This is a genomic window from Stenotrophomonas sp. YJH_SMC_127, assembly GCF_059372445.1.
In genome coordinates this window covers 1-25,305 of record NZ_JCAFVO010000001.1, presented here as the reverse complement: position 1 = coordinate 25,305, position 25,305 = coordinate 1, and the positions used below count along the sequence as shown (strand labels likewise).

The following is a 25,305-nucleotide window of genomic DNA, read 5'->3' as shown; positions in this document are numbered from 1 at the left end:
AGGCCCCTTGCGCGTACTCGAATCAACCGAGAGTGCGCCCGGCCAAGCGAAGCTGCTGGTGATGGGCCAGATGAACGAACGCGCGATGTGGGTGACCGCCGTCATGGACCCGGCCAATCCGTCGCACCTGATGCAGTTCCAGATCGAGGGCACTGAAACGCCGGACAAGCACAAGCCGGCACGGGTTGCATTGCCGGCCCTGATGGCCGACGTCACAGCAAGGCTGGAGGCGCTGCGGGCACAGGACGCGCTGTCGGGCGCGTTGCAGGTGGCACAGAATGGGAAGGTGCTGCTGGACTGGCGCGGTGGTGATGCCGATCGCAGCACTGGAATTGCAGTGGGCGTGGAGACGCAGTTCCGCCTTGCGTCCTCCAACAAGATGTTCACCGCCGTGGCCATCCTGCAGCTGGTGCAGGATGGCAGGCTCAGTCTCGATGACACGATCGGCAAGCACTTGTCGGACTATCCGAACAAGGCTGTCGCCAGCAGCGTGACCGTGCGCGAGTTGCTGTCACACACCAGTGGCCTGGGGGACTTCTTTGGCGATGGTTTCGAACAGTATTCCGCGTCCCTGAAGACGCTGGATGACTACGTGCAGCGGTTCGCCAGGGATGCGCCGCGTTTCACGCCCGGCAGCCAGGACAGCTACTCCAACTATGGCTTCATCGTATTGGGACGCATCATCGAGGCGGTATCGGGGCAGTCGTACTACGCATATGTGGAGGAGCACATCCTGCACCCGGTGGGCATGACCGGCACCGGCTTCGAGCCGGAAACAGCGAGCGTTCCAAAGCGTGCCGTCGCTTACACGAAGCACGATGGGCAATGGGTCCGTGAAACGAAGTCGCTGCCCTGGCGCGGCATGTCGGCCGGTGGTGGCTACAGCACAGTGGCCGATATGGTGAAATTCGCCGAGGCACTGCAAGGCGGGAAGCTGGTTTCACCTGCATTGCTGCAGCAGGCCACTACGGCGCAGAACCACAAGGGCTGGTATGGCTTTGGTTTCGTGGTGCAGGGCGAGGGCAGGGAGCATCAGTACGGCCACGAAGGCGGTGCGCCCGGATCGAACAGTGCCATCGTGGTGCTGCCGGCGCAGGGCTATGTGATCGTTGGCCTGGCCAATGTCGATCCGGATGCGATCGGTAATGTGGTCAACTACATCGCGCGAAGGTTGCCACTGTGAACGCGGCAGGTGCCGTTCATTCCGGTACCCGCACCATCTTCGTCATCAAGTGTTCCACCACACCCGCCGGGTCCGCAGTGCGGCCGACATGCGTGCTCGACATCTGTACAACCGAGCTGCGCTTGGCGGTGAGGAAATGAAAGCGGGCGCGCGCGGGCAGCTTTGCGATGGGTCCGGCGCTGGCGTCGCCACGGCAGATGGCCACGATTGCATCCAGCCATGGCTGCAGCGCGTCCTGGTCCAGCGCCGGTGCGAAGGCACGCAGGCGCTCAGGATCGATTTCGATGGCCGCCTCCAGATGGCGCGCGCCCGGGCAGGAGACGATCACCCCGACGTTGATGAATTCCTCGCGTTCCACCCGCGGCACGACGCGGATGACCGCATAGTCATACGTGTGCAGCGTGGGCACGGATGGCCTCCTGCACGAACACTGCACGCACTTTCAGGCGGTGCTTGAGATAGTCGATATAGCCCTGGCGATAGGCCTGTGGGCTGTCGAACGCCGGTTCGTCCACCAGCCAGCTGTCCGGCACCAAGCCAACGATGCGCTCGATTTCGGCATCGGTCAGGCACGCAGCCAGTTCTGCGTCCACCTCGGCAATGCGGCTGGCGAACGACAGCAGCACGTGGTCGCGGATCAGCACGAACGGCTTCTCGCAGGCATCGCCGGCGCTGGCCCAGTCGTGGTGGAAGTACATGGCCGCACCGTGGTCGATCAGGTACAGCTTGCGATGCCATACCATCAGGTTGGGGTTGCGGGTGGTGCGATCGACGTTGCTGGTGAATGCATCGAACCAGACGATGCGCGAGGCCAGCTCGGCATCCACCGGCATCGCGGCCGGGTCGTAATTGATCGCACCGGGCAGATAGTCCAGGCCCAGGTTCAGGCCCTCGCTGGCGCGGATCAGCTCCTGGATCTCCGGGTCGGGCTCGGTGCGGGCGAACTCGCGGTCCAGCTCGACGAACAGGATTTCCGGAATCGGCAGGCCCAGCGTGCGTGCCATCTCGCCGGCGATCAGCTCGGCGATCAACGCCTTCGGGCCTTGGCCGGCTCCACGGAATTTCAGCACGGCCATGCCGTCGTCGTCGGTCTCGACCACGGCGGGCAGGGAGCCGCCTTCCCGTAACGGGGTGATGTAGCGGAGGGCATGTACGGTGCGCATGGAGGCATTCTAGCGTCCTGCCAGGGCAGGCGTGCCGCAGCAGAGCGGGGCGCCAGCTTAATGAACGGGTACCGCGCGAACCGCTTGTCGCAGGTCGCCTGCAATCTTCACTTGTTCCTTCCGCGTGGAGTGGCAGCATTCGTTCCAACGGAGCAACGCACCCGCGTGTGACCTTCAACAGGAGGCGCTCATGCCGCTACAGTGCAGCTGTCACGCTTCACCGTGTATGCAACGCAACGCGTGGTGTTGATCTTGACCTGACACGGTCACGCCATCGGCGCAGATGGCCATCCGCCGCAGTTCCAGCCAAGTTCCAGACACCTTTCACCCATCGCACCCCCGCGTTGCCCGGTCGGGCCTGCGATCCAGCTACTTGCGCCCCGAGAGAGATTCCTGCGTTGCCGTCGACGCTGGCAGCGTGGGACCGCCGAACCCACGCTATCCCCACAGGCTTTGGAGGTGCACCGATGAACGACGAATTCAATGCCATGCTGCCCCCACTGGATGATGCCAAGGCCGAGGAAATGATCGGCAAGGTCGTGCTGGTGGGTGTCACCCGCTATGGTGGCGACGGCCAAGTGCAGGGTCTGGAGCAGTACGCGGGCACCGTGCTGCGCATCAGCGCCGACGAAGGCGTGGTGCTGGCCGACGAAGACGATGGCCATGAGCGCTACCTGCCGCCCATGCTCGACCAGTACCAGCGGGCCGAGCCAGGCGAATACCGCATGCGGAACAGTGGCATGATCGTGGTCGACCCCGATTACCTGACCGCCTGGGACCTGCACGCCCAGCAGTGACGACAGACCACGCCTGGCAGATGCCGGTCCATCGCCAGCCTCTCCGGGCGTGTCCCACTTTGCCCCATCCGGCCTCTAGCCCTTCCGGCCCATTCACCCCATCCCCTGCGGTGCTAGATTCGGGTCCATGCCCGATTCCGGGTACCCATTCACACCCAGGGGATAAGGATGCTGATCCGTCGAACCTCTCTGGCGGCGGCTGTTGCCGTTGCCACCGTCGGCCTGTTGGCCGCTGGCCCGGCCTTGGCCGACTACGCCAAGCCGCCGGAACACCTGCTCAAGGTGCTGAAGGCACCGCCACCGCCGGCGCCGAACGTGGCCCCGGGCGGCCAGCGCCTGCTGCTGACCACCGCGCAGACCTACCCCTCGATCAGCCGCGTGGCCCAGCCCTACCTGAAGCTGGCCGGCGTGCGGCTGGAGCCGAAGAACCGCAGCCGCCATGACACGCCGGGTGGCTACGGCATTCCGGCCTGCGTGGCCGACTTCACCCTGGTCGACATCGGCAGTGGCAAGGAGACCAAGGTCAACCTGCCGCAGGGCTGCGCCACCGGCGCGCTGTGGTCGGCCGATGGCAGCCACTTCGCCTTCCAGAATGCGGTCGATACCAGCGTGCAGCTGTGGGTGGGCGATGCGTCCACCGGCCAGGTGAAGCAGGTGCCGAACGTGCAGTTGAACCCCATCTTCGGCAACACCGTGCAGTGGCTGGGCGGCAGCCAGAACCTGCTGGTGAAGCTGGTCCCGGCCAACCAGGGCCCGGCGCCGTCCAACGGTGGCGTGCCGACCGGCCCGGATGCGCAGGAGTCGCTGGGCAGCAGTGGCGAGAGCAGCACCTATGAGGCCCGCGACACGCTGACCAGCGTGCACGACGAAAAGCTGTTCGCTTACTACGGTGCCTCGCAGTTGGCCGTGGTAGATACCGCCGCAGGCAGCGTGCGCCCGGTCGGGCAGCCGGCACTGTTCAACGAAGTCAGCGCCGCGCCCGATGGCGTGCACGTGCTGACTGAATCGATCAAGGCACCGTATTCGCACGCGGTGACCTACCAGCGTTTCGCCAACGACGTGGCCGTGCTGGATATCAGCAGTGGCCGCAGCACGCCGATCGCCAGCCTGCCGCTGGCCGACCGCGTGCCGGTGCACGGCGTGCCGGAAGGCCCGCGCGGTTTCGACTGGCGCGCCACCGATCCGGCTACCCTGGTCTACGCCGAAGCGCTGGACAAGGGCGACTGGAAGGTCAACGTGCCGCATCGCGATCGCGTGCTGATGCTGAAGGCGCCGTTCAACGGCAAGCCGACCGAAATCACCCGCACCGCGCAGCGCTTCGAAGGCTTCGCGTGGACCACCGATCCGGCCGTGGCCTTCCAGTACGAGAACGACGAGAATCGTCACTGGATGCAGACCCGCATCGTGGATGTGGACCAGCCGAAGAAGGAAGGCCGCCTGCTGTGGGACATGTCCAGCGATGAGCTGTACGGCAACCCTGGCAATCTGGTCTTCACCCGCCTGCCGAATGGCGCGCAGGTGGTGCGCCGTGAGGGCAACCATGTGTTCCTCAGCGGCCGCGGTGCCTCGCCGCAGGGCGACCGTCCGTTCCTCGACCGCCTCGACCTGGCCACGTTGAAGAGCGAGCGCCTGTTCCGCAGCAGTGCAGACGCCTACGAACAGTTCCTCGGTTTCAGCAACACGCCGGGCCGCTACCTGACATGGCATCAGTCGGTGATCGATCCGCCGAATGCCTTCGTCCGCCAGCAGGGTGAGGCGGTGGCTGATGCGAAGGCCGGCGAGGCGCAGTTCGCGTCCACCGCGACCGCACTGACCAAGCTGGTCGACCCGACACCGGAAGTGCGCCAGATCAAGAAGCAGCTGGTGACCTACAAGCGCGCCGACGGCGTGGACCTGTCGTTCACCCTGTACACGCCGCCGGGCTACAAGGAAGGCCAGCGCGTGCCGGCGATCCTGTACGCCTATCCGGCCGACTTCGCCAACGCCGCGCAGGCGGGGCAGGTGTCCGGTTCGCAGCAGACCTTCACCCGCCTGCAGCCGTACCGCCTGATGCTGCTGGCCGGCTACGCGATCATCGACAACGCCTCGTTCCCGATCGTGGGCGATCCGAAGAACGCCTACGACACCTACCTGGAGCAGCTGGAAGCCGACGCCAAGGCGGCGGTGGACAAGGCCGTGGACATGGGCGTGGTTGACCGCAACCGCATCGGCGTGACCGGCCACAGCCACGGCGGCCTGATGACCGCCAACCTGATCGCGCACACCAAGCTGTTCAAGGCCGGTGTGGCGACCAGCGGTTCGTACAACAAGACCTTTACCCCGTTCGGCTTCCAGAACGAGCGTCGCTCGGTGTGGCAGGCGCAGGACGTGTACCTGAAGGCCTCGCCGTTCTTCTATGCCGACAAGATCAAGCTGCCGCTGCTGCTGGTCCACGGCGAGGACGACGCCAACCCGGGCACCGAGCCGTTCCAGTCGCGCAAGCTGTACCAGGCGATCCGCGGTAACGGCGGCACCACCCGGCTGGTGATGCTGCCGAACGAGCCGCACTGGTACACCGCGCTGGAATCGAACGAACAGTTGGTGGCGGAAATGCTGAACTGGTTCGATACCTACGTGAAGAACGCCAAGTGAAGGAACAGGAAGGCCGCCTCAGAGCGGCCTTCCTGCATCCTGTAGAGCCGAGCCCATGCTCGGCTGCCGCTGGCCTGTAAACAGATTGAGGTGCTCTGCAATCAACTGTGGAGACACGGTAACGGCGTGTTACCGGCACATTCGCACGCCACGCAAATGATCTAGGCTGAACCTGATAGCTTGTTTCAGGTCACTGCGATGAAAGCCATTCTCCTTGCTGCAACGTTGTCGTTGGCCCTGGTTTCAACGGCCCATGCCCAGTCGTTTCCTGCTGAGCTGACGCAATTGGGCATCGTCGCCGGCATGCCCTATGCCAAGGCCAAGCGCCTGCTGGATGCGGCAGGCTGGCAGGCGAGTCCGGCACAGGGCGCCCCCGAGTCACTTGAGGGCTTTCCTGAAGTCGGGTGCCAGAAGGGCGGAAAGCAGTGCGCGACAACCTTCGAGAAGGGCGGGCAGCAGATCGCGGTGCAGTTGGGCACTACCTTGGCAGGGCAGCCGTTCGTGCAGGGCGCTGATTGAGCGTCTGCCACTCTCACGCCAGCGGTAGGCGATCCTGCGCGCGTGACAGCCGGTCATGCAGGTCACGCACATGCTCGGCCTTGGCATGCACCCGGGTGGTATCACCGAAGCTGCGCAGGTAGGCGCAGGCGGCGAAGCCGGCACTCTTCTTTTCGTAATCGGCAATCCAGGCCAACCGGTCCGGGTTGTTGGCCTGTTCGGCTGACCACGCAGCCACCGGTGGCCTGATGCGATAACGCAGACCGACGCGCCACGGCTTCGGTGTCAGTCGCGCACGGAAGCAATGCTGCAGCCGGCACATGCGCGCGTACAGGGTGTCGGTGCCCAGTGCCTTGAAGAATGCCTGGAGCTGCTCGTCCTCGGGTGAGAACGTGGCATGCATCGCCAGCACGCGCAGCCCCGCCGGGGTGCGGTAGACGCGCAGATGCCAATCGGGATGCTGCTCGCTGAAGGCGTCCACGCGCTTCAGCGCAAGCCCTTCAGCACCGCCGGCAGCGGCCAGGCGCTGCTTCCGCCGCATCAGCAGTGCCGCGTTGACCAGCAGCACTGCCGCCACGCCCAGTACCAGGCCCACCAGCCAATGCCAGAGCAGGGTGCCGATGACGGCGCCGGCAAGCAGCACGACCGCCGCGACGATGGCCGGTATCACACATCCAGCCGGTGGCTGCGCATGGTCGATGTCGGCGAACAGCACGTCGGGGCTGTTGAGGCACAGCGCGCCATAGCTGTTGCGGGTGATGATGACATCGCCATCGCGCTGTACGATCTGCTCGCGGATCGGCACGCCCTCCACACCGTAGTTGCTGCGCACTTCGCGACGCGGCAGCACCTGCCCGGCGATGATGGCGTTGAGGGCTTCATGGGCACGTGCGTCGGCGTGGGCCTGGGCTTGGGCAGGCCCCTCGTCGGACCAGCCGAAGCGGCGCACGACCATCGGCCGGCCACGGAAACGGGCCTGCAGGCGGGCTTCGGCCCAGTACGCGGGAACGATCATCATCGTGCGGTGCTCCATCATCCATGGCAGGTGCCTGAGTGAGTCTGGCACAGCCCCGAAGGGCCTGCATGTGCCCGCTGCGGTGGCCGGGGCGGAGTGGTAGATTGCGCGCTTCGCATGCACTCCACCAAGGACGGAGCGATGTCCAGTTTCCTGCGTTGCCTGCTTGCCCTGGCCTGTGCCGGGGCGGTCGGCGTGGCGTCGGCGGGAACCCCGCCGGGGTCGCAGATCCTCACCACCGATGCCAGCCGCTTCTACGCGCTCTACGACAGCACCGGCGGCAAGCCCAGCATCGCCCAGCTGGCCGGTTACCTGGCCGAAGGCAGTCCGGGCCTGGGTGAACTGGCGAAGGCGCGCCGGGTCACGCCCGAGCGTATGGCCGAGGCCATTGCCAGCCAGCCCGGGGTGTATGCGCAGGGACGCGGTTGCCTTGCAGAGCTGCCGGCGGTGAAGCAGCGCCTGGTGCAGGTGTTCGGCAACCTGCAGGCGATCTATCCGCAGGCCGCGTTTCCGCCGGTGACCATCGCGGTCGGCCGCGGCCGACCGGTCGGGTTGACCTCCAAGAGCGGGGTGATCATCGGCCTGGAAGCGCTGTGCGCAGCCGATTTCATGAATCCCAATGTGCAGGACCGCTTCGTGCACGTGATCGCGCACGAGTACGTGCACATCCAGCAGACCGGCCTGACCGACGTCGAGCCGGGCGACCCGCATGCGACGGTGCTGCGTGTTTCACTGGGCGAAGGCATCGCCGAGTTCATCGGCGAGCTGATTTCCGGCAATGTCGGCAACGGTCGCCACGCGGCCTGGACCCGTGGCCGGGAAGTGCATATCGAAAGCGCCTTCGCACTGGATGTGGACAGCACCGATCTGTCGCCGTGGCTGTACAACTACAAGCCCGGTTCGCAGGAACCCTATGATCTGGGCTACTGGGTGGGCTATCGCATCGGCAAGGCCTATTACCTGCAGGCCAAGGACAAGCGTGACGCGGTGCGTGCGCTGATCCAGCAGGACAACCCGAAGGCGATCCTGGCCGCCAGTGGCTGGACGCCAGGCATGTGGATGCCGGCCAAGGTGACCGGCGTGGCGGCGCGGTCGGCGGCACGCTGAGCGCGGGGCCGCGCGCTAGACTGGCGCAGACATTCAACGGAGAGACCCCATGCGTTCCTTGTCCGCTGGCCTGGCCGCGGTTGCCCTCGGTAGCGCGATGAGCGCCCATGGGATGGCGGCCGACGTGCCCGCCATCAACCCGTTGTTGGTGGAACCTGTCGAGCGACTGCGCCCGGACGAGGTGCGCTTCATGCAGCAGCGCCTGGCCGATTGGCCGGAACTGCAGCGTTACCGCGATGCCAACGCGCGACTGCCTGCCGCCGTACCGGGGCAACCACGCGTGGTGCTCTTCGGTGACTCGATCACCGAAGGCTGGGGCGGGGAGGGCAGCGCGACGTTCTTTCCCGGCAAGGGTTGGCTCAATCGCGGGATCAGCGGCCAGACCACGGCGCAGATGCTGGTGCGTTTCCCGCAGGACGTGCTGGCACTCAAGCCGCAGGTGGTGGTGATCCTGGCTGGCACCAACGACATCGCCGGCAACACCGGCCCGTCCACGCAGGCGATGATCGAAGACAACCTGCACGCGATGGTGGACCTGGCTCGTGCACATGGCATTGCCGTGGTGCTGGCATCGGTGCTGCCGGTCAGCGATTACCCGTGGTTGCCGGGCACGGCACCTGCGCCCAAGGTGCGCGCATTGAACGCGGCATTGAAGCGCTATGCCGATGCGAAGCAGCTGGTCTATCTGGACTACTACACGCCGATGGCCAATGCCGCCGGAGGGCTGGATCCGCAGCTGGCCGACGACGGCGTGCATCCCACCGCGAAGGGCTATGCGGTGATGGCGCCGTTGGCCGAGGCGGCGGTCAAGCGCGCAATGGCGCTGGAGTAGGCACAGTACCCGCACTGCACAGGATCCAGCCCGCCAAGGTACAGTGGCGCCGAAGCTGGCCACGCCGCGTGGCCGCCAGGGACGATGGGGTGGGAGATGCGGAAGGGAATCCAGGGATGGCTTTGCCGCAGTGGCGCAACGATGGCCTTGCTGCTGGCCGCCGTGCCGGCGTTCAGTGCAGACACGGCGGTGCCTTCGCCGCTGACGCGTGAACCGGTGGGCGGCGTTTCATTGGCCGAATGGACCGCCCGCTGGTGGCGCTGGGCCGACGGCCAGGGCGGCGCGCCCTATCTCGACCCGGATGGCCGTGTGTGTGATCTGGGCCAGGAAGGTCCGGTCTGGAACCTGGCCGGCACCAATGGCCGTTTCCGGCCACATCGCGAATGCGTGGTGCCGGCTGGCAAGTACCTGTTGCTGCCGATCATCAACATGGCGCACTACCAGGTGGATGAGGCTGTGTCCTGCAAGGAGCTGCAGGCGGGGGCGGCGGTCAACAACGATTACCTGATCAGCGCGGTGGTGCTGCTGGACGGCCAGCCACTGGGCGACATGCGCAGGCATCGGGTCCGCAGCGAAGGCTGCTTCCGCATGGATGCCGACGACGAACACTCTCGGCTGGCCGCCGCCGACGGCTACTGGGTAATGCTCAAGCCGTTGCCGCCGGGCCGGCATACCCTCAGCGTGGGTGCCAACTACGGCGTGCCGGATGGCGGCGCATACAGCCGCATGCGGCAGTCCTTCGAGTACGTGCTGCACGTGGGAGGGCGCACCCAGGTCGTGTCGCGCGAACCGCACGCGGTGCCGGTGGCGGCCCCCTGAAGCTCAGGCGTCGTCCTGCTTCAACGCCGCATCGGCGGCCAGCAACGCTTCGGCGGCCGCACTGAGCGGCGGCGACGGCGGGGCGACCACGCCGATCGCTTCCATCATCTTCGGCATGCCCAGGAACTGCCGCGCACGCCGGTCGTAGATGCCGGTGACCAGCAGCGCGCGCGTGGCGATCTTCTGCTCGGGCCCGATCAGCACGCGTTGCTCCATGATGCCGCGCGAGCCGACCCAGCCCACCAGGCGCGTTTCCAAGGTGAAGCGCTGGAACGGCTTCAGCTCGCGACGGAACTGGATGGTGCCGGCGCCGACGATCGGTGCCCACTTCTCGCGCAGCGCCACCCGGCCCAGGCCCATGCGCAGGATCAGGTCCAGCCGGCCCAGGTCGAAGATGTTCCAGTAGCGACCGTTGGTCATGTGCAGGTTGCTGTCCAGATCGTTGGGCAGTACCCGGAACTGCAGCCGCGAGACCCCGAACGGCGCCTCCAGCTTTGGCCGGAACAGGCTGCACAGCAGCAGGTGGAGCAGGCGGAACCAGAGATTCATGGCTATGACGACTGTTATAGAATCGCCGGTACGCTAATCTATCACGACTGTCTTAGCAAGGAGCTCACCGTGAGCCCGCGTCCCTCTGATGCGCCACAACGCGTGATTGATGCTGCGGCACAGATGCTGGCGCGCGTGGGTCTCAATGCCACCAGCATCCGTGAGGTGACCAAGCTGGCCGAGGCACCGCTGGGCTCCACCTATCACCACTTTCCCGGCGGCAAGCAGGAGTTGCTGGCGCGCGCCACCCACATGGCTGGCGACAAGGTAGAAACGCTGCTGGTGGAGCTGCTGAAGGGGGGGGCGGTGCAGGGCCTGCAGCAGTTCCTGGCGATGTGGCGTGAGCGCTTGCTGCGTTCCGGGTTCCGCGCGGGCTGTCCGGTGCTGGCCGCGGCAGTGGAAGAGCCGGTGGAGGCCGTGCCCAGCCAGGCACGCGTTGCCGCTGCCGAAGTGTTCGCGCGCTGGCAGGGGCATCTCGCCGCAGCCTTCATTGCCGACGGCCACGAACAGTCGGCTGCGAACGAGCTGGCCAGCCTGGTGATCGCGAGTGTGGAGGGTGCGGTTGCGATGTGCCGCGCACTGCAGGACATCGCCCCGTTCGACCAGGTGGCAGCGCAGTTGCTGAAGGCGGCCGCGCGTCCTTGATCCGGCTATCCGCGTGCGTGAGACGCGCAGCAGGTCATCGGAAGATCATCAGATAGCCCCAGCCGAGCCCGATGGGCAGGAAGGCAGCGATGGCCGACGCGCCCAACCAACGCAGGTAGCTGCGGGAGGCGGGGGATCCCTGCCGCTTGAGGGCCCAGGCATGCGTCGGGAGCACCAGCAACGCCTGCACCGCAAAGGTGGCCACGGCGGCAAGCCATGCCACCAGGACGCCGAGGCAGCCATCGCTGATGCAGCGGCTACCAAACCACGAACCCCAACCGGCGAGGCCAATCATTGGAACGAACATCACGAGGGCGGTGGAGCGGGTGAGCTGGGAGACGTGCATGCCGTAGAGCATACTTTTTCGTAGCGGAAAGTCATGATCCAGCCGCCGGCGCGCGGGTACAAGGCCGGCGCCAGTGCGGCCTGTGGGTGATGGACCCACGGCCCATCGCGCTGGAATCCGTCCACCACCGCCTACGCGTGCCCGGCAAGGATGTCCGCATGCAGTATCAGGTTCCCGAGGTCCCTTGCCGCGCTGCCTCCCGCCCCCTCGCGGCGGCATGAAGCGCTCGCGCCATTTTTCACGCAGTCCACTGAAATTGCCCGTAAACCACGGCAGCGAAGTCGTGCGTGCGCGCCGGTACCTGCAGCAGCGGGGTTGGCCACGCCTGCAGATGGCGCTGATCGTCGTCCTGACCGGTGCGGCCGGTTTCCTTGCCTCGAACCTGTTGCGCCTGGCCGGCATCGACGCGATGCTGCTTCGCTGCCCGATGGCTGTAGTGCTGGCCTATGGCGTGTTCCTGCTGCTGGTGTGGATCTGGATCCGCTGGCGCTGGGCAACGTACTGGAGGGACTGTCGCCGGATGTGGGCAGTGGCAGCCCATCGCCTCGTATGCAGGGCATGCAGGAACAGGGATGGTGGCGGGTATGCGTGTCGCATACGATTGGCCGCTGCTCGGCCTGCTGCTGTTTTTCGCCGTACTGGGCTGGCTCGCGCAGGAACGCGTGCCGGGTGCGAGCCATCTGCTGCAGGTCATCCAGGGGGGAGTGCGGTTGGCTCCTTCATATCGCCTGGACCCCCCCCGTTTTCAGCTGCACTGAACAGTGGGCTATGATCGCGGTCGGCCGGGATTCGTGTCCCGGCGGTGTCACCTATCGGGAGCTTGTCGTACTGCATCTGAAACAGGGGCGCTGGATGGTCGGACGCCCACTGGGACACACAACCACTGACGAGGAAGAGCGCATGGATGTCGCTGCACGCAGGAACAGGACGTTGTTTCGTTGGATCATGGTGACGCTGCTGGCGGTGTTGTTGCCGTTTGCAGCACTGGCGCTGCCCGCAGCCGGGCAGGCCGATGGCGCCGAAGCCGCCACCGCCGCGGAAGAGGCGCAGTGCCGCGCCTGTACCTATGAGCGCATTGGAACCAAGGTCGATATCGGCCTGGTGGCACTGGTGTCGCTGCTGGTGGTGGGCCTGCTGACCGCGGCGTCACGGGAATGGGGCACTACCTCGCAGCGCTGGACCTGCCGCACGCTGGCCCTGCTGCTGGTGGGTGTCGGTCTGGCGTTGCTGTGGTGGGCTGGCAGCGTCGTCTACCTGGGCTACAACCCGTGGCAGGAAATGGCCGCCCCCGCCGATGGCTCGCTCACCTCGACACTGCTCAGTACCTCGCCGAAGTGGTTGGCGGCACTGGTGCTGATCGGCTTGGCGCCTTCCATCTGGAAGCGCAGCGAGCGCCTGCCGGCCTGGCGTATCGGCTGACACTGGAACGGCGGCGCTGGATCACACCCGGCGCCGCCTGCGGCAATCAGTCAAAGCGCCAGCGCATGCCCGCATAGACGCCACGACCTTCGCCCGGGGTCGAGCGCGCGACATCCTTGCCGGCGTCGTCGTAACCCGGCGTGACCGTAGCGGCGTAGTGGCGGTTGCCGATGTTGCGCATCTCCACCCAGGCCTGCCAGCGGCCACCGGGTGCGTCGTAGCCGATGCGGCTGCCGAAGATCACATGGCTGTCGGCCCAGTAGCTGTTGGCGTAGTCGACGGCGATGCGCGAGGCGTATTCGGTATTGAGCGCGGCGTACAGGCCGGATGCATGATCGAAGCGCAGCTCGGCCTGGTAGGCGTGGCGCGGTAGGCCGGGCAGGCGGTTGCTGCCGAAACGCGCGTCGTGGCGGTAGCGGAAATCGCTGAAGGTATAGGCCTGGCGAAGCGACAGCCGGCCCGGTGCAGCCTGCCACAGCGTGCTGTCCAATCCGGCCTCGATGCCGCGGTGAACGGTGGGGCTGGCGTTGTTCTCGGCGATGAACAGGTTCGGCACCGGTTGCAGTTCAACGCTCAGCAGTTCGTGGTTCACGTGCGCGTAGTAGCCGGTCAGTTCCCAGCGGCCCAGCGCCGCGTCACCGCGCGCGCCCAGTTCCAGCGTGGTGGCGGTCTGGTTCTGCATCGGCACCGGCGCGCGCTGGCGGCCGGTAGACGGGCCATTGCCTGGCCCGAAGTACTGGTTCGAGCCCCAGATCATCGACCACGGGTGCGGCGCCTCCACCGAGCGGCTGAGGTTGCCGAACCACTGGGTCTGGGCGCTGTGCTGCCAGGTGAAGCCCAGTCGCGGCGCATAGTCCCAGTCGTGGTCGCGCAGGCGGCCACCGCTGCTCGGCCAGGTCACCTGCACATCGCGACGGGTGTTGATCAGCGCCAGCCCGGCCTGCATGCGCAGGCGGTCATTGAAGGCGAGGGTATTGCTGACGTGCAGCGTGCTGTCGGTGCCGTGGTGGCGGAAGTCACGCGTGCGCGTGCCGGCAGCGAAGCCGTTGCTGGCAAAGCGCAGCGACTCGCGCACATCGGCGTCCAGATCGTGGGTGGCGCGCAGGCCGACCGTGGTTTCGCTGTCCAGGCCGAACAGCCGGTGGCGGCGGCGGTAGTCCAGCGTGGCGTTGAGGTTGGCGTAGTCCAGCTGCTGCCGGTACAGGCTCTCGTTCAAGTCCATCGGGTACGTGTGATAGACCAGCCCGGCCTGCAACGAGGAGTCCTCATCGATCTGCAGCGTGGTGACGTTGCCCACCCAGGTGCTGCCCGGCTGCGGGCGACGCGCATCGATGGCCAGGTTGGCCGCATTCGCGGCACGCGGATAGTTACGGATCTGATCGCGGGTCAGGCGACCGGGCGTTTCATGATTGGTTTCGCGGTAGCGCACGAAGAAACGCGTCTGCAGGTCGGGCGTGATCTGCCAGCCGATGTTGGCCATCGCGCCCTTGCCGTCGCCGCGCGCATGACGCTGGTAACCGTCGAATTCGGTGTCGGTGTAGGCCAGGAAGTAGTCGACATCACCACTGACGCCGCCCCAGCTGATGCCGCGCTTCTGGTAGCCACGGCTGCCGGCTTCGTAGTGCAGCTGCACGCCCGCCGAATCGCGACCGCTGCGGCTGACGTAGTCGATGGCACCGCCCAGCGCCAGCGCGCCGCGCTCGAGACCGTTGGCGCCACGCAGGACTTCCACGCGCGACAGCCACAGTGGTTCCAGCAGTTCGTAGGGCGTGCCACCCGGGCCGGTCAGTGGCAGGCCGTCGATCGACACGGCGATGCCCGAGGCGTGCGCGCCCGGGCCACGATTGATGCCCGAGCCACGGATCGAGATCCTGGTGCCCTCATTACCCGGCGACTGCGCGCTGATACCCGGCTGATAGGCCAGCACATCCGCACTGGTGGATAGGCGGCTGTCGGCCTTGGCCACGTCGATGACGCTACTGGCGCCCGGCACGCGCTTCAGCGCTTCGCGCGCCTGCGCGTTGGCACCGGCGGCGGTGACCTGTACGGCGTCCAGCGTGGTGGCCTGTGGGGCGGCGGCGGCGGTGGAAGCCAGGGCGAGGGAAACAGCCAGGAACAGCAGCGACGGGTGAGGGCGGTACGACGGAAGCGACATGCGGGAATGCTGTAAACCACGAAAGTGGCGCGCAAGTTAACAGGTCGGCAGCGCCGCGTCACCCGCCGGCGGCGTATGGCCGCCCGCCGTGTTCCTGTAGAGCCGAGCCCACGCTCGGCTAATCGCGCGCAGCGCGGGTTGTCTGCCATCGCGGCGAAGATCAGCCGAGCACGGGCTCGGCTCTACAGCAGGGTTTATGGCGAGGGCTTCGCCAGCTTCTTGGCCTTCGCGTACAGCCGATCAGCCGCTTCCCTCTCCCCCAATGCAGCGTGGCACTCGGCCAGGCTGTCCCACGTGTTGGCGGACTGCGGATACAGCTCGGTGTTCAGCGCGAACACCTTCAGCGCCTTGCGTGCACCGAGGCTTTCGCGGATGGCATAGCCATCACTGTTGATCGCACGTTCCAGTTCGCCGTTGGGAACGCCATTGCTGTCGCGCAGCCAGCTACGCATCTGCGGTCTCGCATCGGTGCTGTCATCCAGCGCATAGCCGATCAGCCGCTCGGACAACACCGCATGCGGAAACTCCCCGGGCGCAACCACCGCCATCGTGCTCTCCACCAGCGTGCTGGACCAGACATTGCGGGCGCTGCCATTGGTCAGGTACACGAACACCCAGTAGCCGCTGGCCAGCGTGCCCTTGTAGGCCAACCGCGCACGAACGCGGGTGCCGCCATCATGACCGACCTGGGTGTAGCCATCGCTGCGGGTGGTATCCCAACCGGTGGAGAAGAAATTGCTGCCGCCACCGCTCAGCTTCTGCGGCTGCCAGAGTTTTTCCAGGGTCGCCGTGCGCACCAGCTTGCCGGTCGCCAGCGCCTGCAGGAAACGGTTCATGTCGCCCACGGTGGTCTGCAGGTCGGCATGCCCCCAGCCGTAGTTGGGCCAGGGATCTTCATTGGCCGGTTGCAACGCGCCATCCTTGCCGATGTACGGCACCGCCGCGCGCTCGACCGGCACGTTGGCGATGCCCCATGACGTGCTGGTCATCTTCAATGGCTGCAGGATGCGTTCGCGCGCGATGGCCGGGTAGGGCGTGCGGTAGTGTGCTTCCAGCAGCGCTGTCAGCACCAGGTAGTTGGCCTGGGTGTACTGCACGCGGCTGCCGGTGGCGAACTGCATCGGTGCCGCGCCGGCGACTTTCAGCGCAGCGGCAAGGTCAGGCGCTACACCGGGGTAGCCCTTGCTCACCCAGCGGTTATCCACCCGGTCGTAGTACTCGCCGATGCCGGAGCTGTGGTTGAGGAAATCACGCACGTGGATCGCCTGCCATGCAATCGGCAGGCCCGGCACGTAGCGGCTGGCCGGCGCATCCAGATCCACCTTGCCCTGATCGACCAGTTGCATCACCAGCGTGCTGGTCAGCAGCTTGGCCATCGACTGCGCGGCGAAGATGGTCTCGACGGTGGCAGGGGCATGGGCAGCGGGATCACGTTCACCGCTGGCGCCCTGGTAGAGCACCTGGCCGTTGTGTGTGACCAGTACCGCCTGGCCGGCAATGCCGTAGCGCTCGCGGTTGCTCTGCAGTTGGGCGTCGAGCTGAGTGGAGAGAGTGGTGGGGACGTCACGCGCCGAAGCGGGCGGGATCGCAAACAGCGTGCAGAGCAGTGCGGCAGCGAGCGTGCGGTACATCGCGGTGATCCATCAGCGGTGATGGCGCATGTTGGTCACGACCGACGAGCGGGTCAAGGCCGCCGATTCCCGCATCGGGGAGAGCCGGCCAGCGGCCGGCACTACCACACGTTTCGGTAGTGCCGGCCGCTGGCCGGCACCTCCGTGATCAGCCGAGGATTCCCGGCAGATCCAGTCCCTTTTCCTTCGCGCAGTCGATCGCGATTTCATACCCCGCATCGGCATGGCGCATCACGCCAGTGGCCGGGTCGTTCCACAGCACGCGACCGATGCGCTTGGCGGCCGCCTCGGTGCCGTCGCAGACGATCACCATACCGGCGTGCTGCGAGAAGCCCATGCCGACGCCACCACCGTGATGCAGCGACACCCAGGTCGCGCCGCTGGCGGTGTTGAGCAGGGCGTTCAGCAGCGGCCAGTCGGACACCGCATCGGAGCCGTCGGCCATCGCTTCGGTTTCGCGGTTCGGCGAGGCGACGCTGCCGCTGTCCAGATGGTCACGACCGATCACCACCGGTGCCTTCAGTTCGCCGTTGGCCACCATTTCATTGAAGGCCAGGCCGAGGCGATCACGATCACCCAGGCCGACCCAGCAGATGCGTGCCGGCAGGCCCTGGAACTTGATCTTCTCGGCGGCCATGTCCAGCCAGCGGTGCAGGTGCGGGTTGTCCGGAATCAGTTCCTTCACCTTTGCATCGGTCTTGGCGATGTCTTCCGGATCACCGCTCAGTGCGGCCCAGCGGAACGGGCCGATGCCGCGGCAGAACAGTGGACGGATATAGGCCGGCACGAACCCCGGGAAATCGAAGGCATTGGCCACGCCTTCTTCCAGTGCCATCTGCCGCAGGTTGTTGCCGTAGTCCACGGTCGGCACGCCCAGCGCGTGGAAGCCGAGCATGGCGCGGATGTGGTTGGCCATCGATGCACGCGCGGCCTTCTCCACTTCCTTGGGGGCGGAAGCGCGCTTCTCATCCCACTGTTCGACCGTCCAGCCCTGCGGCAGGTAGCCGTTCACCGGGTCGTGCGCGGAGGTCTGGTCGGTCAGCAGGTCCGGCTTCACGCCACGCTTGAGCAGTTCGGCCAGCACGTCAGCCACATTGCCGAGCAGGCCCACCGACTTCGGCGTGCCGGCCTTGCACGACTCGTCGATCAGGCGCAGCGCTTCGTCCAGATTATCGGTCCAGGTGTCGAGGTAGCCGGTGCGCAGGCGCATGTCGATGCTGCTCTTGCGGCACTCGACGGCCAGGCAGGAGGCGCCGGCCATCACCGCGGCCAGCGGCTGTGCGCCACCCATGCCGCCGAGGCCGCCGGTGAACAGCCACTTGCCGCTCAGGTTGCCACCGAAATGCTGGCGCCCCATCTCCACGAAGGTCTCGTAGGTGCCCTGCACGATGCCCTGCGCGCCGATGTAGATCCAGCTGCCGGCGGTCATCTGGCCGTACATGGCCAGGCCCTTCTTATCCAGCTCGTTGAAGTGGTCCCAGTTGGCCCAGCGCGGCACCAGGTTGGAATTGGCGATCAGCACGCGCGGTGCATCGGCGTGGGTGCGGAACACGCCCACCGGCTTGCCCGATTGCACCAGCAGGGTCTGGTCATCGTCCAGGCGCTTGAGCGTTTCGACGATGGCATCGAAGCTTTCCCAGTCGCGCGCGGCGCGGCCGATGCCGCCGTACACCACCAGTTCCTGCGGGCGCTCGGCCACGTCCGGGTGCAGGTTGTTCATCAGCATGCGCAGCGGTGCTTCGGTCAGCCAGCTCTTGGCATTGAGCGTGGTGCCGGTCGGCGCGGCGACGGTGCGGGACGGGTCGTTGCGGGTCATGCGGCGCTCCGGTTCGTAGCGAATTCAAGGCAGGCGTTGAGCACCTGCGCCAGGGTGTGGCGCAGTGGTGCGGCGAGGTCGGGGTCGAGCGGGGTGGGCCAGCTGTGTTCGTCCACCTGGTCCGGCAGGGGCTCGTGCATGTAGCCGCGGCAGGCAAGTTCCATCTGCAGGCTATGCACGCCGCCCGGGATGTTGCTGTAGTGGCGGGTGATCCAGCCGCCCTTGAAGCGGCCGTTGCGCACCTGGCTCATGCCACTGAGCGCCAGCAGGTTCTCCACCACATCGCTCAAGGCGTTGTCGCAGGAGGTGTCCGGTGCACCGGAGGGGCCGGCGGTACCCAGGTTGAACTGCGGCAGCTCGCCTTCGAACAGGTGCGGGATGTGTGAGCGGATCGAGTGCGCGTCGTACACCACCACGGTAGCGTGGCGTGCGCGCAGGCGCGTGATCTGCGCCGCCAGCGCATCGTGGTAAGGCAGGAAATACGTGTCGCGGCGACGGGCGATTTCCGCTTCGTCCGGTTCGCGCCCGGCATGGTACAGCGGCTGGTTGTCGAAGGTGGTCAGCGGGCACAGGCCGGTGGTGTTCTGGCCTGGGTACAGCGAGACGCCGCTGGGATCGCGGTTGAGGTCGATTACCGAACGCGAAATCGCCGAGCGCACCGTGGTCGCGCCCATGCCACGCACGAAGTCGTACAGTTCGTGTACCCACCAGTCTGCGTCGCGGCGGGCCAGCCACGGTGAGTGGTAGTCGCCGAACAGGTCGTGCGGCAGCTCGCTGCCGGTATGCGGAAAGCTGACGATGAGGGGGGCGTCGCCTTCGTGCACCGTCAGCCATTCGGGTTGGGTATTCATGCCTGCGGTTCCACGGTTGGCAGCAGGTCGGTCAGGCCCTGCGCCAGCGCGCCACTGCGCACCAGATTCGTGGCGGTCACCATGTCCGGATGGAAGTAGCGGTCTTCTTCCAGCGTCGGCACCTGCGCACGCAGGGTGGCGCGCACGGCTTCCAGCGCGGCGCTGGAGCGCAGCGGGGCGTGGAAGTCGCAGCCCTGCGCAGCGGCCAGCAGCTCGATGCCGATCACGTTGGCCGCGTTCTCGGCCATCTGCATCAGCCGGCGCGCGCCGTGCGCGGCCATCGACACATGGTCTTCCTGATTGGCCGAGGTCGGGATCGAGTCAACGCTGGCGGGGTAGGCGCGCTGCTTGTTTTCCGAGACCAGCGCCGCGGCAGTCACCTGCGGAATCATGAAACCGGAATTCAAACCGGGGCGCGGGGTCAGGAAGGCGGGCAGGCCGGACAGCGCCGGGTCCACCAGCATCGCCAGGCGGCGCTCGCTGATCGAACCGATCTCGCACACCGCCATCGCCAGCATGTCGGCCGCGAAGGCCACCGGCTCTGCGTGGAAGTTGCCACCGGACAACGCTTCGCCGGTATCGGTGAACACCAGCGGATTGTCAGAGACGCCGTTGGCTTCGATTTCCAGCGTGGTAGCGGCCTGGCGCAGGATGTCCAGCGCCGCGCCCATCACCTGCGGCTGGCAGCGCAGGCAGTAGGGATCCTGCACGCGCACGTCGTTGTCACGGTGCGATTCACGGATGTCCGAGCCCTGCATCAGCGTGCGCAGGGTGGCGGCGGTGGCGATCTGCCCGCGCTGGCCGCGGATGGCGTGGATGCGGGGGTCGAAGGGCGTGTCGGAACCCTTGGCCGCTTCCACCGACAGCGCGCCGGTGACCAGCGCGGCCTGGAACACGGTCTCGATCTCGAACAGGCCCGCCAGCGCATAGGCGGTGGAGAACTGCGTGCCGTTGAGCAGCGCCAGGCCTTCCTTCGCGCCCAGTTCGATCGGCTGCAGGCCGGCACGTGCCAGTGCGTCGGCTGCCGGTAGGCGCTCGTCACCGATGAAGGCTTCGCCTACGCCCAGCATCACGCTGGCCAGGTGCGAGAGCGGCGCCAGGTCACCCGAGGCACCCACCGAGCCCTGTGCGGGCACCACCGGCAGCACGCCCTTGACCAGCATCGCTTCCAGCAGCAGCAGGGTCTTCTCGCGAATGCCTGACGCACCCTGCGCCAGGCTGACCAGCTTCAGCGCCATCATCAGGCGCACCACGCTGGCCGGCATCGGCTCGCCCACGCCGGCGGCATGCGAGAGCACGATGTTCCGCTGCAGGGTGGCCAGGTCTTCGCGCTCGATGCGCACGCTGGCCAGCTTGCCGAAGCCGGTATTGATGCCATACACCGGCGCGCCCTTGGCGACGATGGCGGCCACCGCCGCCGCACTGGCGCGCACCACCGGCAGCGCGGCCGGGTCCAGTGCGAGCGGCGCACCGCGATAGACCTGCCGCCACTGGGCGAGAGTGACATGGCCGGGGCGAAGAACCAGGGTGTTGCTCATGTGTTGCTCCAGGAGGCAGGCAGGTCGGGCTGTCCGCGCACCACGCGCGCGTGCAGCGGGTTGAATCCAATGCGATAGACCAGGTCGGCGGGGGCATCGATGTCCCAGATCGCCAGGTCGCAGTCCATGCCCACCGCCAGGCGGCCGATGCGCTCGCCATGGCCCAGTGCGCGCGCCGCTTCACGGGTGAAGCCGGCGATGCACTCGTCCACGGTCAGGCGGAACAGGGTGGCGCCCATGTTCATCGCCAGCAGTGGGCTGGTCAGCGGCGAAGTGCCCGGGTTGCTGTCGGTGGCCAGCGCCAGCGGTACGCCGGCCGCACGCAGCGCGGCGATCGGCGGCAGGGTGGTATCGCGGGTGAAATAGAAGGCACCGGGCAGCAGCACGGCGACGGTACCGGCAGCGGCCATCGCGGCGATGCCGGCATCGTCCAGATGTTCGATATGGTCGGCCGACAGTGCCCCGAAGCGGGCCGCCAGTTCGGCGCCATGCTGGTTGCTCAGCTGCTCGGCGTGGATCTTCACCGACAGCCCGTTGGCGCGCGCCGCTTCAAAGACCTGGCGCGCCTGCGCCGGCGAGAAGGCGATGTTCTCGCAGAACACATCCACCGCTTCGGCCAGGCCTTCGGCGGCGATGGCCGGAATCATCACGTTGCACACCTCGTCGGTGTATTCCTGTGCTTCGCGGCCTGGCGGAACCGCGTGTGCGCCGAGGAAGGTGGTCACCACGTTGACCCGGCATTCCTCGCCCAGCGCGCGTGCGACCTGCAGCTGCTTGCGTTCGTCGGGCAGGGTCAGGCCGTAGCCGGACTTGATCTCGATCGTGGTCACGCCTTCGGCACGCATCGCCAGCAGGCGCGGCCGGCTTTCGCTGGCCAGCTGTTCCGGGGTGGCAGCACGGGTGGCGCGCACGGTGGAGACGATGCCGCCGCCGGCACGGGCGATCTCGGCATAACTGACGCCCTGCAGGCGCTGCTCGAATTCATTGGCGCGGTTGCCGGCGTAGACCAGGTGGGTGTGGCAGTCGATCAGGCCGGGCGAGATCCAGCGGCCTTCGCCGTCGATGCGGGTGGTCGGCTGCAGGTGGGCATCGCTGCCGGCCGCGCCGACGTGGACGATGCGGCCGTCGGCGCAGGCCAGGACGCCATCGCGGATGACACCCAGCCCTTCGCCATCAAGGGTGATCAGGTGGACGTTGGACCAGAGGGTATCGACGTGCATGGCATCCACAACGCGGCTGTGCTTATATGTCTATACAATATAGGCGTCCATTTCGGGTTGTCCAGCCATGTCCGATTCGCGTTCCCCGCACAGTTTCCATGCCGCCCACGCCCTGCTGGCCGAGGGTTGGGTCCGCGATGTCCGCCTGCAGGTGCAGAACGGTCGCATCGCGGCCATCAGCACGGGGCAGGGCGCGCAGGCGGGCGACACCCGGGTCGGCATCCTGGTGCCGGGCCTGCCCAACCTGCACAGCCATGCCTTCCAGCGCGGCATGGCCGGGCTGACCGAGATCGGCGGCGTCGACGGTGACAGCTTCTGGAGCTGGCGCGAGCTGATGTACCGTTTCCTGGCCCACCTGCGCCCAGACGCGGTGCAGGCCATTGCCGCCCAGGCCTACATGGAAATGCTGGAAAGCGGCTTCACCCGCGTCGGCGAATTCCATTACCTGCACCACGATGCCGACGGCCGGCCGTATACCAACCGCGCCGAGATGAGTGCGGGGATCGCCGCCGCCGCCGACCAGACCGGCATTGGCTTGACCCTGCTGCCGGTGTTCTATGCACATGCCGATTTCGGCGGGGCGGCGCCGAATCCAGCGCAGCGGCGCCTGATCCACGACGTGGACGGCTTCGCGCAGCTGCTGGAGGCCGCCAAGCCGGCCTTGGCCGCGCTGCCCGACGCGGTGCTCGGCATCGCACCGCACAGCCTGCGTGCGGTCACCGGCGAGGAACTGAGTGCGTTGCTGCCGCTGACCGACGGCCCGGTGCACATCCATATCGCCGAGCAGGTGCGCGAAGTGGAGGCCTGCCTGGCCTGGAGCGGCCAGCGCCCGGTGCAGTGGCTGTACAACCATGCGCCGGTGGATGCGCGCTGGTGCCTGGTGCATGCCACCCATATCACTGATGACGAGCGCGCGGCCATCGTCGCCAGCCAGGCCGTGGCCGGCCTGTGCCCGATCACCGAGGCCAACCTGGGCGACGGCCTGTTCCCGATGCAGGCGTTCGCGCGCGAAGGCGGGCGCTTCGGCGTCGGCTCCGATTCCAATGTGCTGATCGACGCGGCCGAAGAACTGCGCCTGCTCGAGTACGGCCAGCGGCTTACCCTGCGCGGGCGCAACGTGCTGGCGCCGGATGCCACCCGCAGCAGCGGTCGTTTCCTGTTTGAAGGTGCACTGCACGGTGGCGCACAGGCGCTGGGCGTGGCCGCCGGCCTGCAGGTCGGCGCCAGTGCCGACCTGGTTGAACTGGACGCCGCACACCCGGCGCTGCAGGCGCGACAGGATGACGCATGGCTTGACAGCTGGGTGTTCGCCGCACGTAATGGCGCGCTGCGATCGGTCTGGCGCCATGGCCGCCAATGCGTGGCCGAGGGCCGCCACCTGCAGCGCGAGGCGATCACCACCGCCTTTACCGCCGCCCTGCGTGGCGTGCTGGGCTGATCGCCTCCCGCCACCGAGACCCCATTACGTGAAGGCCAGCAAGTCCGCCACGCTCAACCAGCGTATCCGCAGCGATCTGGAAAGCCGCATCCTCAGCGGAGAATGGGCGCCGGGCTTTCGTATTCCGTACGAACACGAGCTGATGGAGCAGTACGGCTGCTCGCGGATGACGGTGAACAAGGTGCTGACCGCGCTGGCCGAGAGCGGCATGATCGAGCGTCGCCGCCGTGCCGGTTCGTTCGTCGCGCGGCAGCCCCCGCACCTGGAGCAGGTGGCGCTGGAGATTCCCGATATCGCGATGGAGGTTGGCTCGCGCGGCCACCAGTACGCCTATCGCCTGCTGCAGCGCGACCTGCGCCTTGCCGATGCCGGCAATGCCGGTGAAGTCGAGCTGGCCGGACAGGAAAACCTGCTGGCGATGCGCTGCCTGCACCTGGCCGATGGTCGACCGCTGGCACTGGAGCATCGCCTGATCAGCCCGGTGGGCGTACCCGAGGTACTGGAGGTCGACTTCAGCACCACCGCCCCGGGCAGCTGGCTGCTGCAGAACGTGTCGTGGACCCGTGCCCAGCATCGCATCAGTGCCTGGGGGGCAGATACCGCCACCGCCAGGCTGCTGGATGTGAAGCCCGGTACCGCCTGCCTGGTGATCGAACGCCTGACCTGGCGTGGCGAACAGCCGATCACCCGCGTTCGCCAGGTGTTCCTGGGGGATGCCTGGGACCTGGTGGCGCGCTTCGCGCCGGGCGCGCGATAGGGATTCCATCCACGCATGGCGTGGATCTACTCTGCCGAAACGACTGTCGCCTTGAACTCTGTCGGGGCGTGTGTACGATGTGTATCGTCCCTGCATGAAGAGCAGGGACCTCATCCGGGAACTGGAAGCGGCAGGTTGGATCTGTCGTCGGATCCGCGGATCCCATCATGTATTCGTGCACTCGCAGCACCCTCACATCATCACCGTTCCTCACCCAAGGAAGGATCTGGGGAAAGGGCTGGTGCAGGCGTTGCGGAAGCTCGCAGGACTGACGTAGGAGGGCCCATGCGATATCCAGTCTTGATCGAGGCAGGCGATGAGCGCACCGCGTGGGGTGTGGTCGTTCCAGATCTGCCGGGGTGCTTCTCAGCGGCCGACACGCTTGATGATGCGCTCACTGCGGCGGAAGAGGCGGCGCTCGCCTGGATTGATGTGGCCCTGGATGAGGGGCGCTCGATTCCGACACCTTCCGCGCCGCAGAAGATCGCCGCCGAGGCATCCAAGGACATCTGTTGGATTCTTGCGTACATCTGCATTGATCCGGCTCTGCTGGACGACACCATCGAGCGGGTCAATATCAGCCTGCCACGCCGGATCCTGGCGAGGCTGGATGCGCAGGCCAGAGCGGCGGGTGAATCGCGCTCCAGTTACATCGCCCATCTCGCGGCATTGGGCTGAGCAGGCGCCATGTGGAGCCGAGCCCATGCTCGGCTGCTGTTCGCGCGTGGCTCAACTCTGCAAAGGCATCCACGCGTGGCGTGGATCTTATCTCTTGCCGATCTGGCACCTTGGGGGCCGAGAGCCCGGCGTGGGCGACCGTGTGGATCCAGGTCTTGCGACCGAGAAGTAGCTTGGGTCCCCACGCCGGATTCTCCCTGAACCGCCCGAACAGTTG

The 25,305-nt window shown here is 66.7% G+C and carries 25 protein-coding genes; 14 read left to right on the top strand and 11 right to left on the bottom strand.

The genetic code is table 11. The features are described 5' to 3' along the window. Positions 1-7: 7 nt before the first annotated feature. Positions 8-1,183, top strand: coding sequence for a serine hydrolase domain-containing protein (locus AC5QAB_RS00125; RefSeq protein ID WP_262217565.1), 1,176 nt, complete (start codon positions 8-10; stop codon positions 1,181-1,183). Between the two features lie 16 nt (positions 1,184-1,199). Here the strand turns inward: AC5QAB_RS00125 and AC5QAB_RS00120 are convergent, their stop codons facing one another. Both AC5QAB_RS00120 and AC5QAB_RS00115 read right to left on the bottom strand, forming a co-directional pair. Then, positions 1,200-1,592 carry a DUF3037 domain-containing protein gene (locus tag AC5QAB_RS00120; protein WP_014647643.1) on the bottom strand — a complete coding sequence of 131 codons (393 nt, stop codon included), beginning with the start codon at positions 1,590-1,592 and terminating at the stop codon, positions 1,200-1,202. Continuing rightward, positions 1,570-2,346 carry a HipA family kinase gene (locus AC5QAB_RS00115; protein WP_046431494.1) on the bottom strand — a complete coding sequence of 259 codons (777 nt, stop codon included), beginning with the start codon at positions 2,344-2,346 and terminating at the stop codon, positions 1,570-1,572. The genes AC5QAB_RS00120 and AC5QAB_RS00115 overlap by 23 nt, the downstream gene beginning before the upstream one ends. Positions 2,347-2,813: 467 nt before the next feature. Between AC5QAB_RS00115 and AC5QAB_RS00110 the strand changes: the two genes are divergently transcribed. The 3 genes from AC5QAB_RS00110 to AC5QAB_RS00100 all read left to right on the top strand — a co-directional run bounded on the left by AC5QAB_RS00110 (position 2,814) and on the right by AC5QAB_RS00100 (position 6,293). Next, positions 2,814-3,143: a hypothetical protein gene (locus AC5QAB_RS00110; protein ID WP_014647641.1), complete on the top strand. Its 330-nt coding sequence runs from the start codon at positions 2,814-2,816 to the stop codon at positions 3,141-3,143. Positions 3,144-3,311: 168 nt separating this feature from the next. Next, positions 3,312-5,774 (top strand): S9 family peptidase, encoded by a 2,463-nt coding sequence (locus AC5QAB_RS00105; RefSeq protein ID WP_495233088.1) that lies wholly within the window; start codon positions 3,312-3,314, stop codon positions 5,772-5,774. Between the two features lie 198 nt (positions 5,775-5,972). Next, positions 5,973-6,293, top strand: a complete 321-nt coding sequence (locus AC5QAB_RS00100; protein WP_041863592.1) for a hypothetical protein — start codon at positions 5,973-5,975, stop codon at positions 6,291-6,293. A gap of 13 nt (positions 6,294-6,306) precedes the next feature. Here the strand turns inward: AC5QAB_RS00100 and AC5QAB_RS00095 are convergent, their stop codons facing one another. Then, positions 6,307-7,290: a hypothetical protein gene (locus AC5QAB_RS00095; protein WP_164166430.1), complete on the bottom strand. Its 984-nt coding sequence runs from the start codon at positions 7,288-7,290 to the stop codon at positions 6,307-6,309. Positions 7,291-7,428: 138 nt separating this feature from the next. Here AC5QAB_RS00095 and AC5QAB_RS00090 point away from each other — a divergent pair, with 138 nt between their 5' ends. The 3 genes from AC5QAB_RS00090 to AC5QAB_RS00080 all read left to right on the top strand — a co-directional run bounded on the left by AC5QAB_RS00090 (position 7,429) and on the right by AC5QAB_RS00080 (position 10,045). After that, positions 7,429-8,394: a DUF2268 domain-containing putative Zn-dependent protease gene (locus AC5QAB_RS00090; protein WP_495233087.1), complete on the top strand. Its 966-nt coding sequence runs from the start codon at positions 7,429-7,431 to the stop codon at positions 8,392-8,394. 49 nt (positions 8,395-8,443) lie between these two features. Beyond that, positions 8,444-9,226 (top strand): SGNH/GDSL hydrolase family protein, encoded by a 783-nt coding sequence (locus AC5QAB_RS00085; RefSeq protein ID WP_134965993.1) that lies wholly within the window; start codon positions 8,444-8,446, stop codon positions 9,224-9,226. A gap of 141 nt (positions 9,227-9,367) precedes the next feature. Next, positions 9,368-10,045 carry a hypothetical protein gene (locus tag AC5QAB_RS00080; RefSeq protein ID WP_014647635.1) on the top strand — a complete coding sequence of 226 codons (678 nt, stop codon included), beginning with the start codon at positions 9,368-9,370 and terminating at the stop codon, positions 10,043-10,045. Positions 10,046-10,048: 3 nt separating this feature from the next. Here AC5QAB_RS00080 and AC5QAB_RS00075 read toward each other — a convergent pair whose 3' ends face one another. Beyond that, positions 10,049-10,594 (bottom strand): thioesterase family protein, encoded by a 546-nt coding sequence (locus AC5QAB_RS00075; RefSeq protein WP_049397600.1) that lies wholly within the window; start codon positions 10,592-10,594, stop codon positions 10,049-10,051. A 69-nt stretch (positions 10,595-10,663) separates the two neighbouring features. Between AC5QAB_RS00075 and AC5QAB_RS00070 the strand changes: the two genes are divergently transcribed. Beyond that, complete coding sequence (locus AC5QAB_RS00070; protein ID WP_053495526.1) at positions 10,664-11,239, top strand: TetR/AcrR family transcriptional regulator; 576 nt, start codon at positions 10,664-10,666, stop codon at positions 11,237-11,239. A gap of 34 nt (positions 11,240-11,273) precedes the next feature. On the opposite strand, the gene AC5QAB_RS00065 is transcribed toward AC5QAB_RS00070, so the two are convergent. Then, positions 11,274-11,597 (bottom strand): hypothetical protein, encoded by a 324-nt coding sequence (locus tag AC5QAB_RS00065; RefSeq protein WP_014647632.1) that lies wholly within the window; start codon positions 11,595-11,597, stop codon positions 11,274-11,276. Between the two features lie 572 nt (positions 11,598-12,169). Between AC5QAB_RS00065 and AC5QAB_RS00060 the strand changes: the two genes are divergently transcribed. Then, complete coding sequence (locus AC5QAB_RS00060) at positions 12,170-12,343, top strand: hypothetical protein (RefSeq protein WP_495233086.1); 174 nt, start codon at positions 12,170-12,172, stop codon at positions 12,341-12,343. 142 nt (positions 12,344-12,485) lie between these two features. Continuing rightward, positions 12,486-13,004, top strand: coding sequence for a hypothetical protein (locus AC5QAB_RS00055; protein WP_197562096.1), 519 nt, complete (start codon positions 12,486-12,488; stop codon positions 13,002-13,004). A gap of 46 nt (positions 13,005-13,050) precedes the next feature. Here the strand turns inward: AC5QAB_RS00055 and AC5QAB_RS00050 are convergent, their stop codons facing one another. From AC5QAB_RS00050 to hutI, 6 genes are all read right to left on the bottom strand, one after another. Next, positions 13,051-15,159, bottom strand: coding sequence for a TonB-dependent receptor family protein (locus AC5QAB_RS00050; RefSeq protein WP_495233085.1), 2,109 nt, complete (start codon positions 15,157-15,159; stop codon positions 13,051-13,053). 194 nt (positions 15,160-15,353) lie between these two features. Further along, a complete protein-coding gene (locus AC5QAB_RS00045) occupies positions 15,354-16,790 on the bottom strand; it encodes a serine hydrolase (RefSeq protein WP_197562098.1) in 1,437 nt (478 codons plus the stop codon). A 148-nt stretch (positions 16,791-16,938) separates the two neighbouring features. After that, positions 16,939-18,606: a urocanate hydratase gene (hutU, locus tag AC5QAB_RS00040; protein ID WP_069118309.1), complete on the bottom strand. Its 1,668-nt coding sequence runs from the start codon at positions 18,604-18,606 to the stop codon at positions 16,939-16,941. Beyond that, a complete protein-coding gene (hutG, locus tag AC5QAB_RS00035; RefSeq protein WP_197562110.1) occupies positions 18,603-19,457 on the bottom strand; it encodes an N-formylglutamate deformylase in 855 nt (284 codons plus the stop codon). The genes hutU and hutG overlap by 4 nt, the downstream gene beginning before the upstream one ends. Next, positions 19,454-20,995 (bottom strand): histidine ammonia-lyase, encoded by a 1,542-nt coding sequence (gene hutH / locus AC5QAB_RS00030; RefSeq protein WP_495233084.1) that lies wholly within the window; start codon positions 20,993-20,995, stop codon positions 19,454-19,456. The genes hutG and hutH overlap by 4 nt, the downstream gene beginning before the upstream one ends. Beyond that, positions 20,992-22,215 carry an imidazolonepropionase gene (gene hutI / locus AC5QAB_RS00025; RefSeq protein WP_049407859.1) on the bottom strand — a complete coding sequence of 408 codons (1,224 nt, stop codon included), beginning with the start codon at positions 22,213-22,215 and terminating at the stop codon, positions 20,992-20,994. The genes hutH and hutI overlap by 4 nt, the downstream gene beginning before the upstream one ends. A 67-nt stretch (positions 22,216-22,282) precedes the next feature. On the opposite strand from hutI, the gene AC5QAB_RS00020 reads away from it, so the two are divergent. The 4 genes from AC5QAB_RS00020 to AC5QAB_RS00005 all read left to right on the top strand — a co-directional run bounded on the left by AC5QAB_RS00020 (position 22,283) and on the right by AC5QAB_RS00005 (position 25,088). Next, the gene (locus AC5QAB_RS00020; protein ID WP_197562109.1) at positions 22,283-23,653 is read left to right on the top strand and encodes a formimidoylglutamate deiminase; all 1,371 of its coding nucleotides are present in this window, start codon (positions 22,283-22,285) and stop codon (positions 23,651-23,653) included. A 28-nt stretch (positions 23,654-23,681) separates the two neighbouring features. Next, entirely contained in the window at positions 23,682-24,410 is a 729-nt protein-coding gene (gene hutC / locus AC5QAB_RS00015; protein ID WP_033835268.1) for a histidine utilization transcriptional repressor HutC, read from the top strand. A gap of 94 nt (positions 24,411-24,504) precedes the next feature. After that, positions 24,505-24,687, top strand: a complete 183-nt coding sequence (locus AC5QAB_RS00010) for a type II toxin-antitoxin system HicA family toxin (protein WP_080053039.1) — start codon at positions 24,505-24,507, stop codon at positions 24,685-24,687. Between the two features lie 8 nt (positions 24,688-24,695). After that, a complete protein-coding gene (locus AC5QAB_RS00005; protein WP_046431440.1) occupies positions 24,696-25,088 on the top strand; it encodes a type II toxin-antitoxin system HicB family antitoxin in 393 nt (130 codons plus the stop codon). The last annotated feature ends 217 nt before the right edge of the window (positions 25,089-25,305 follow it).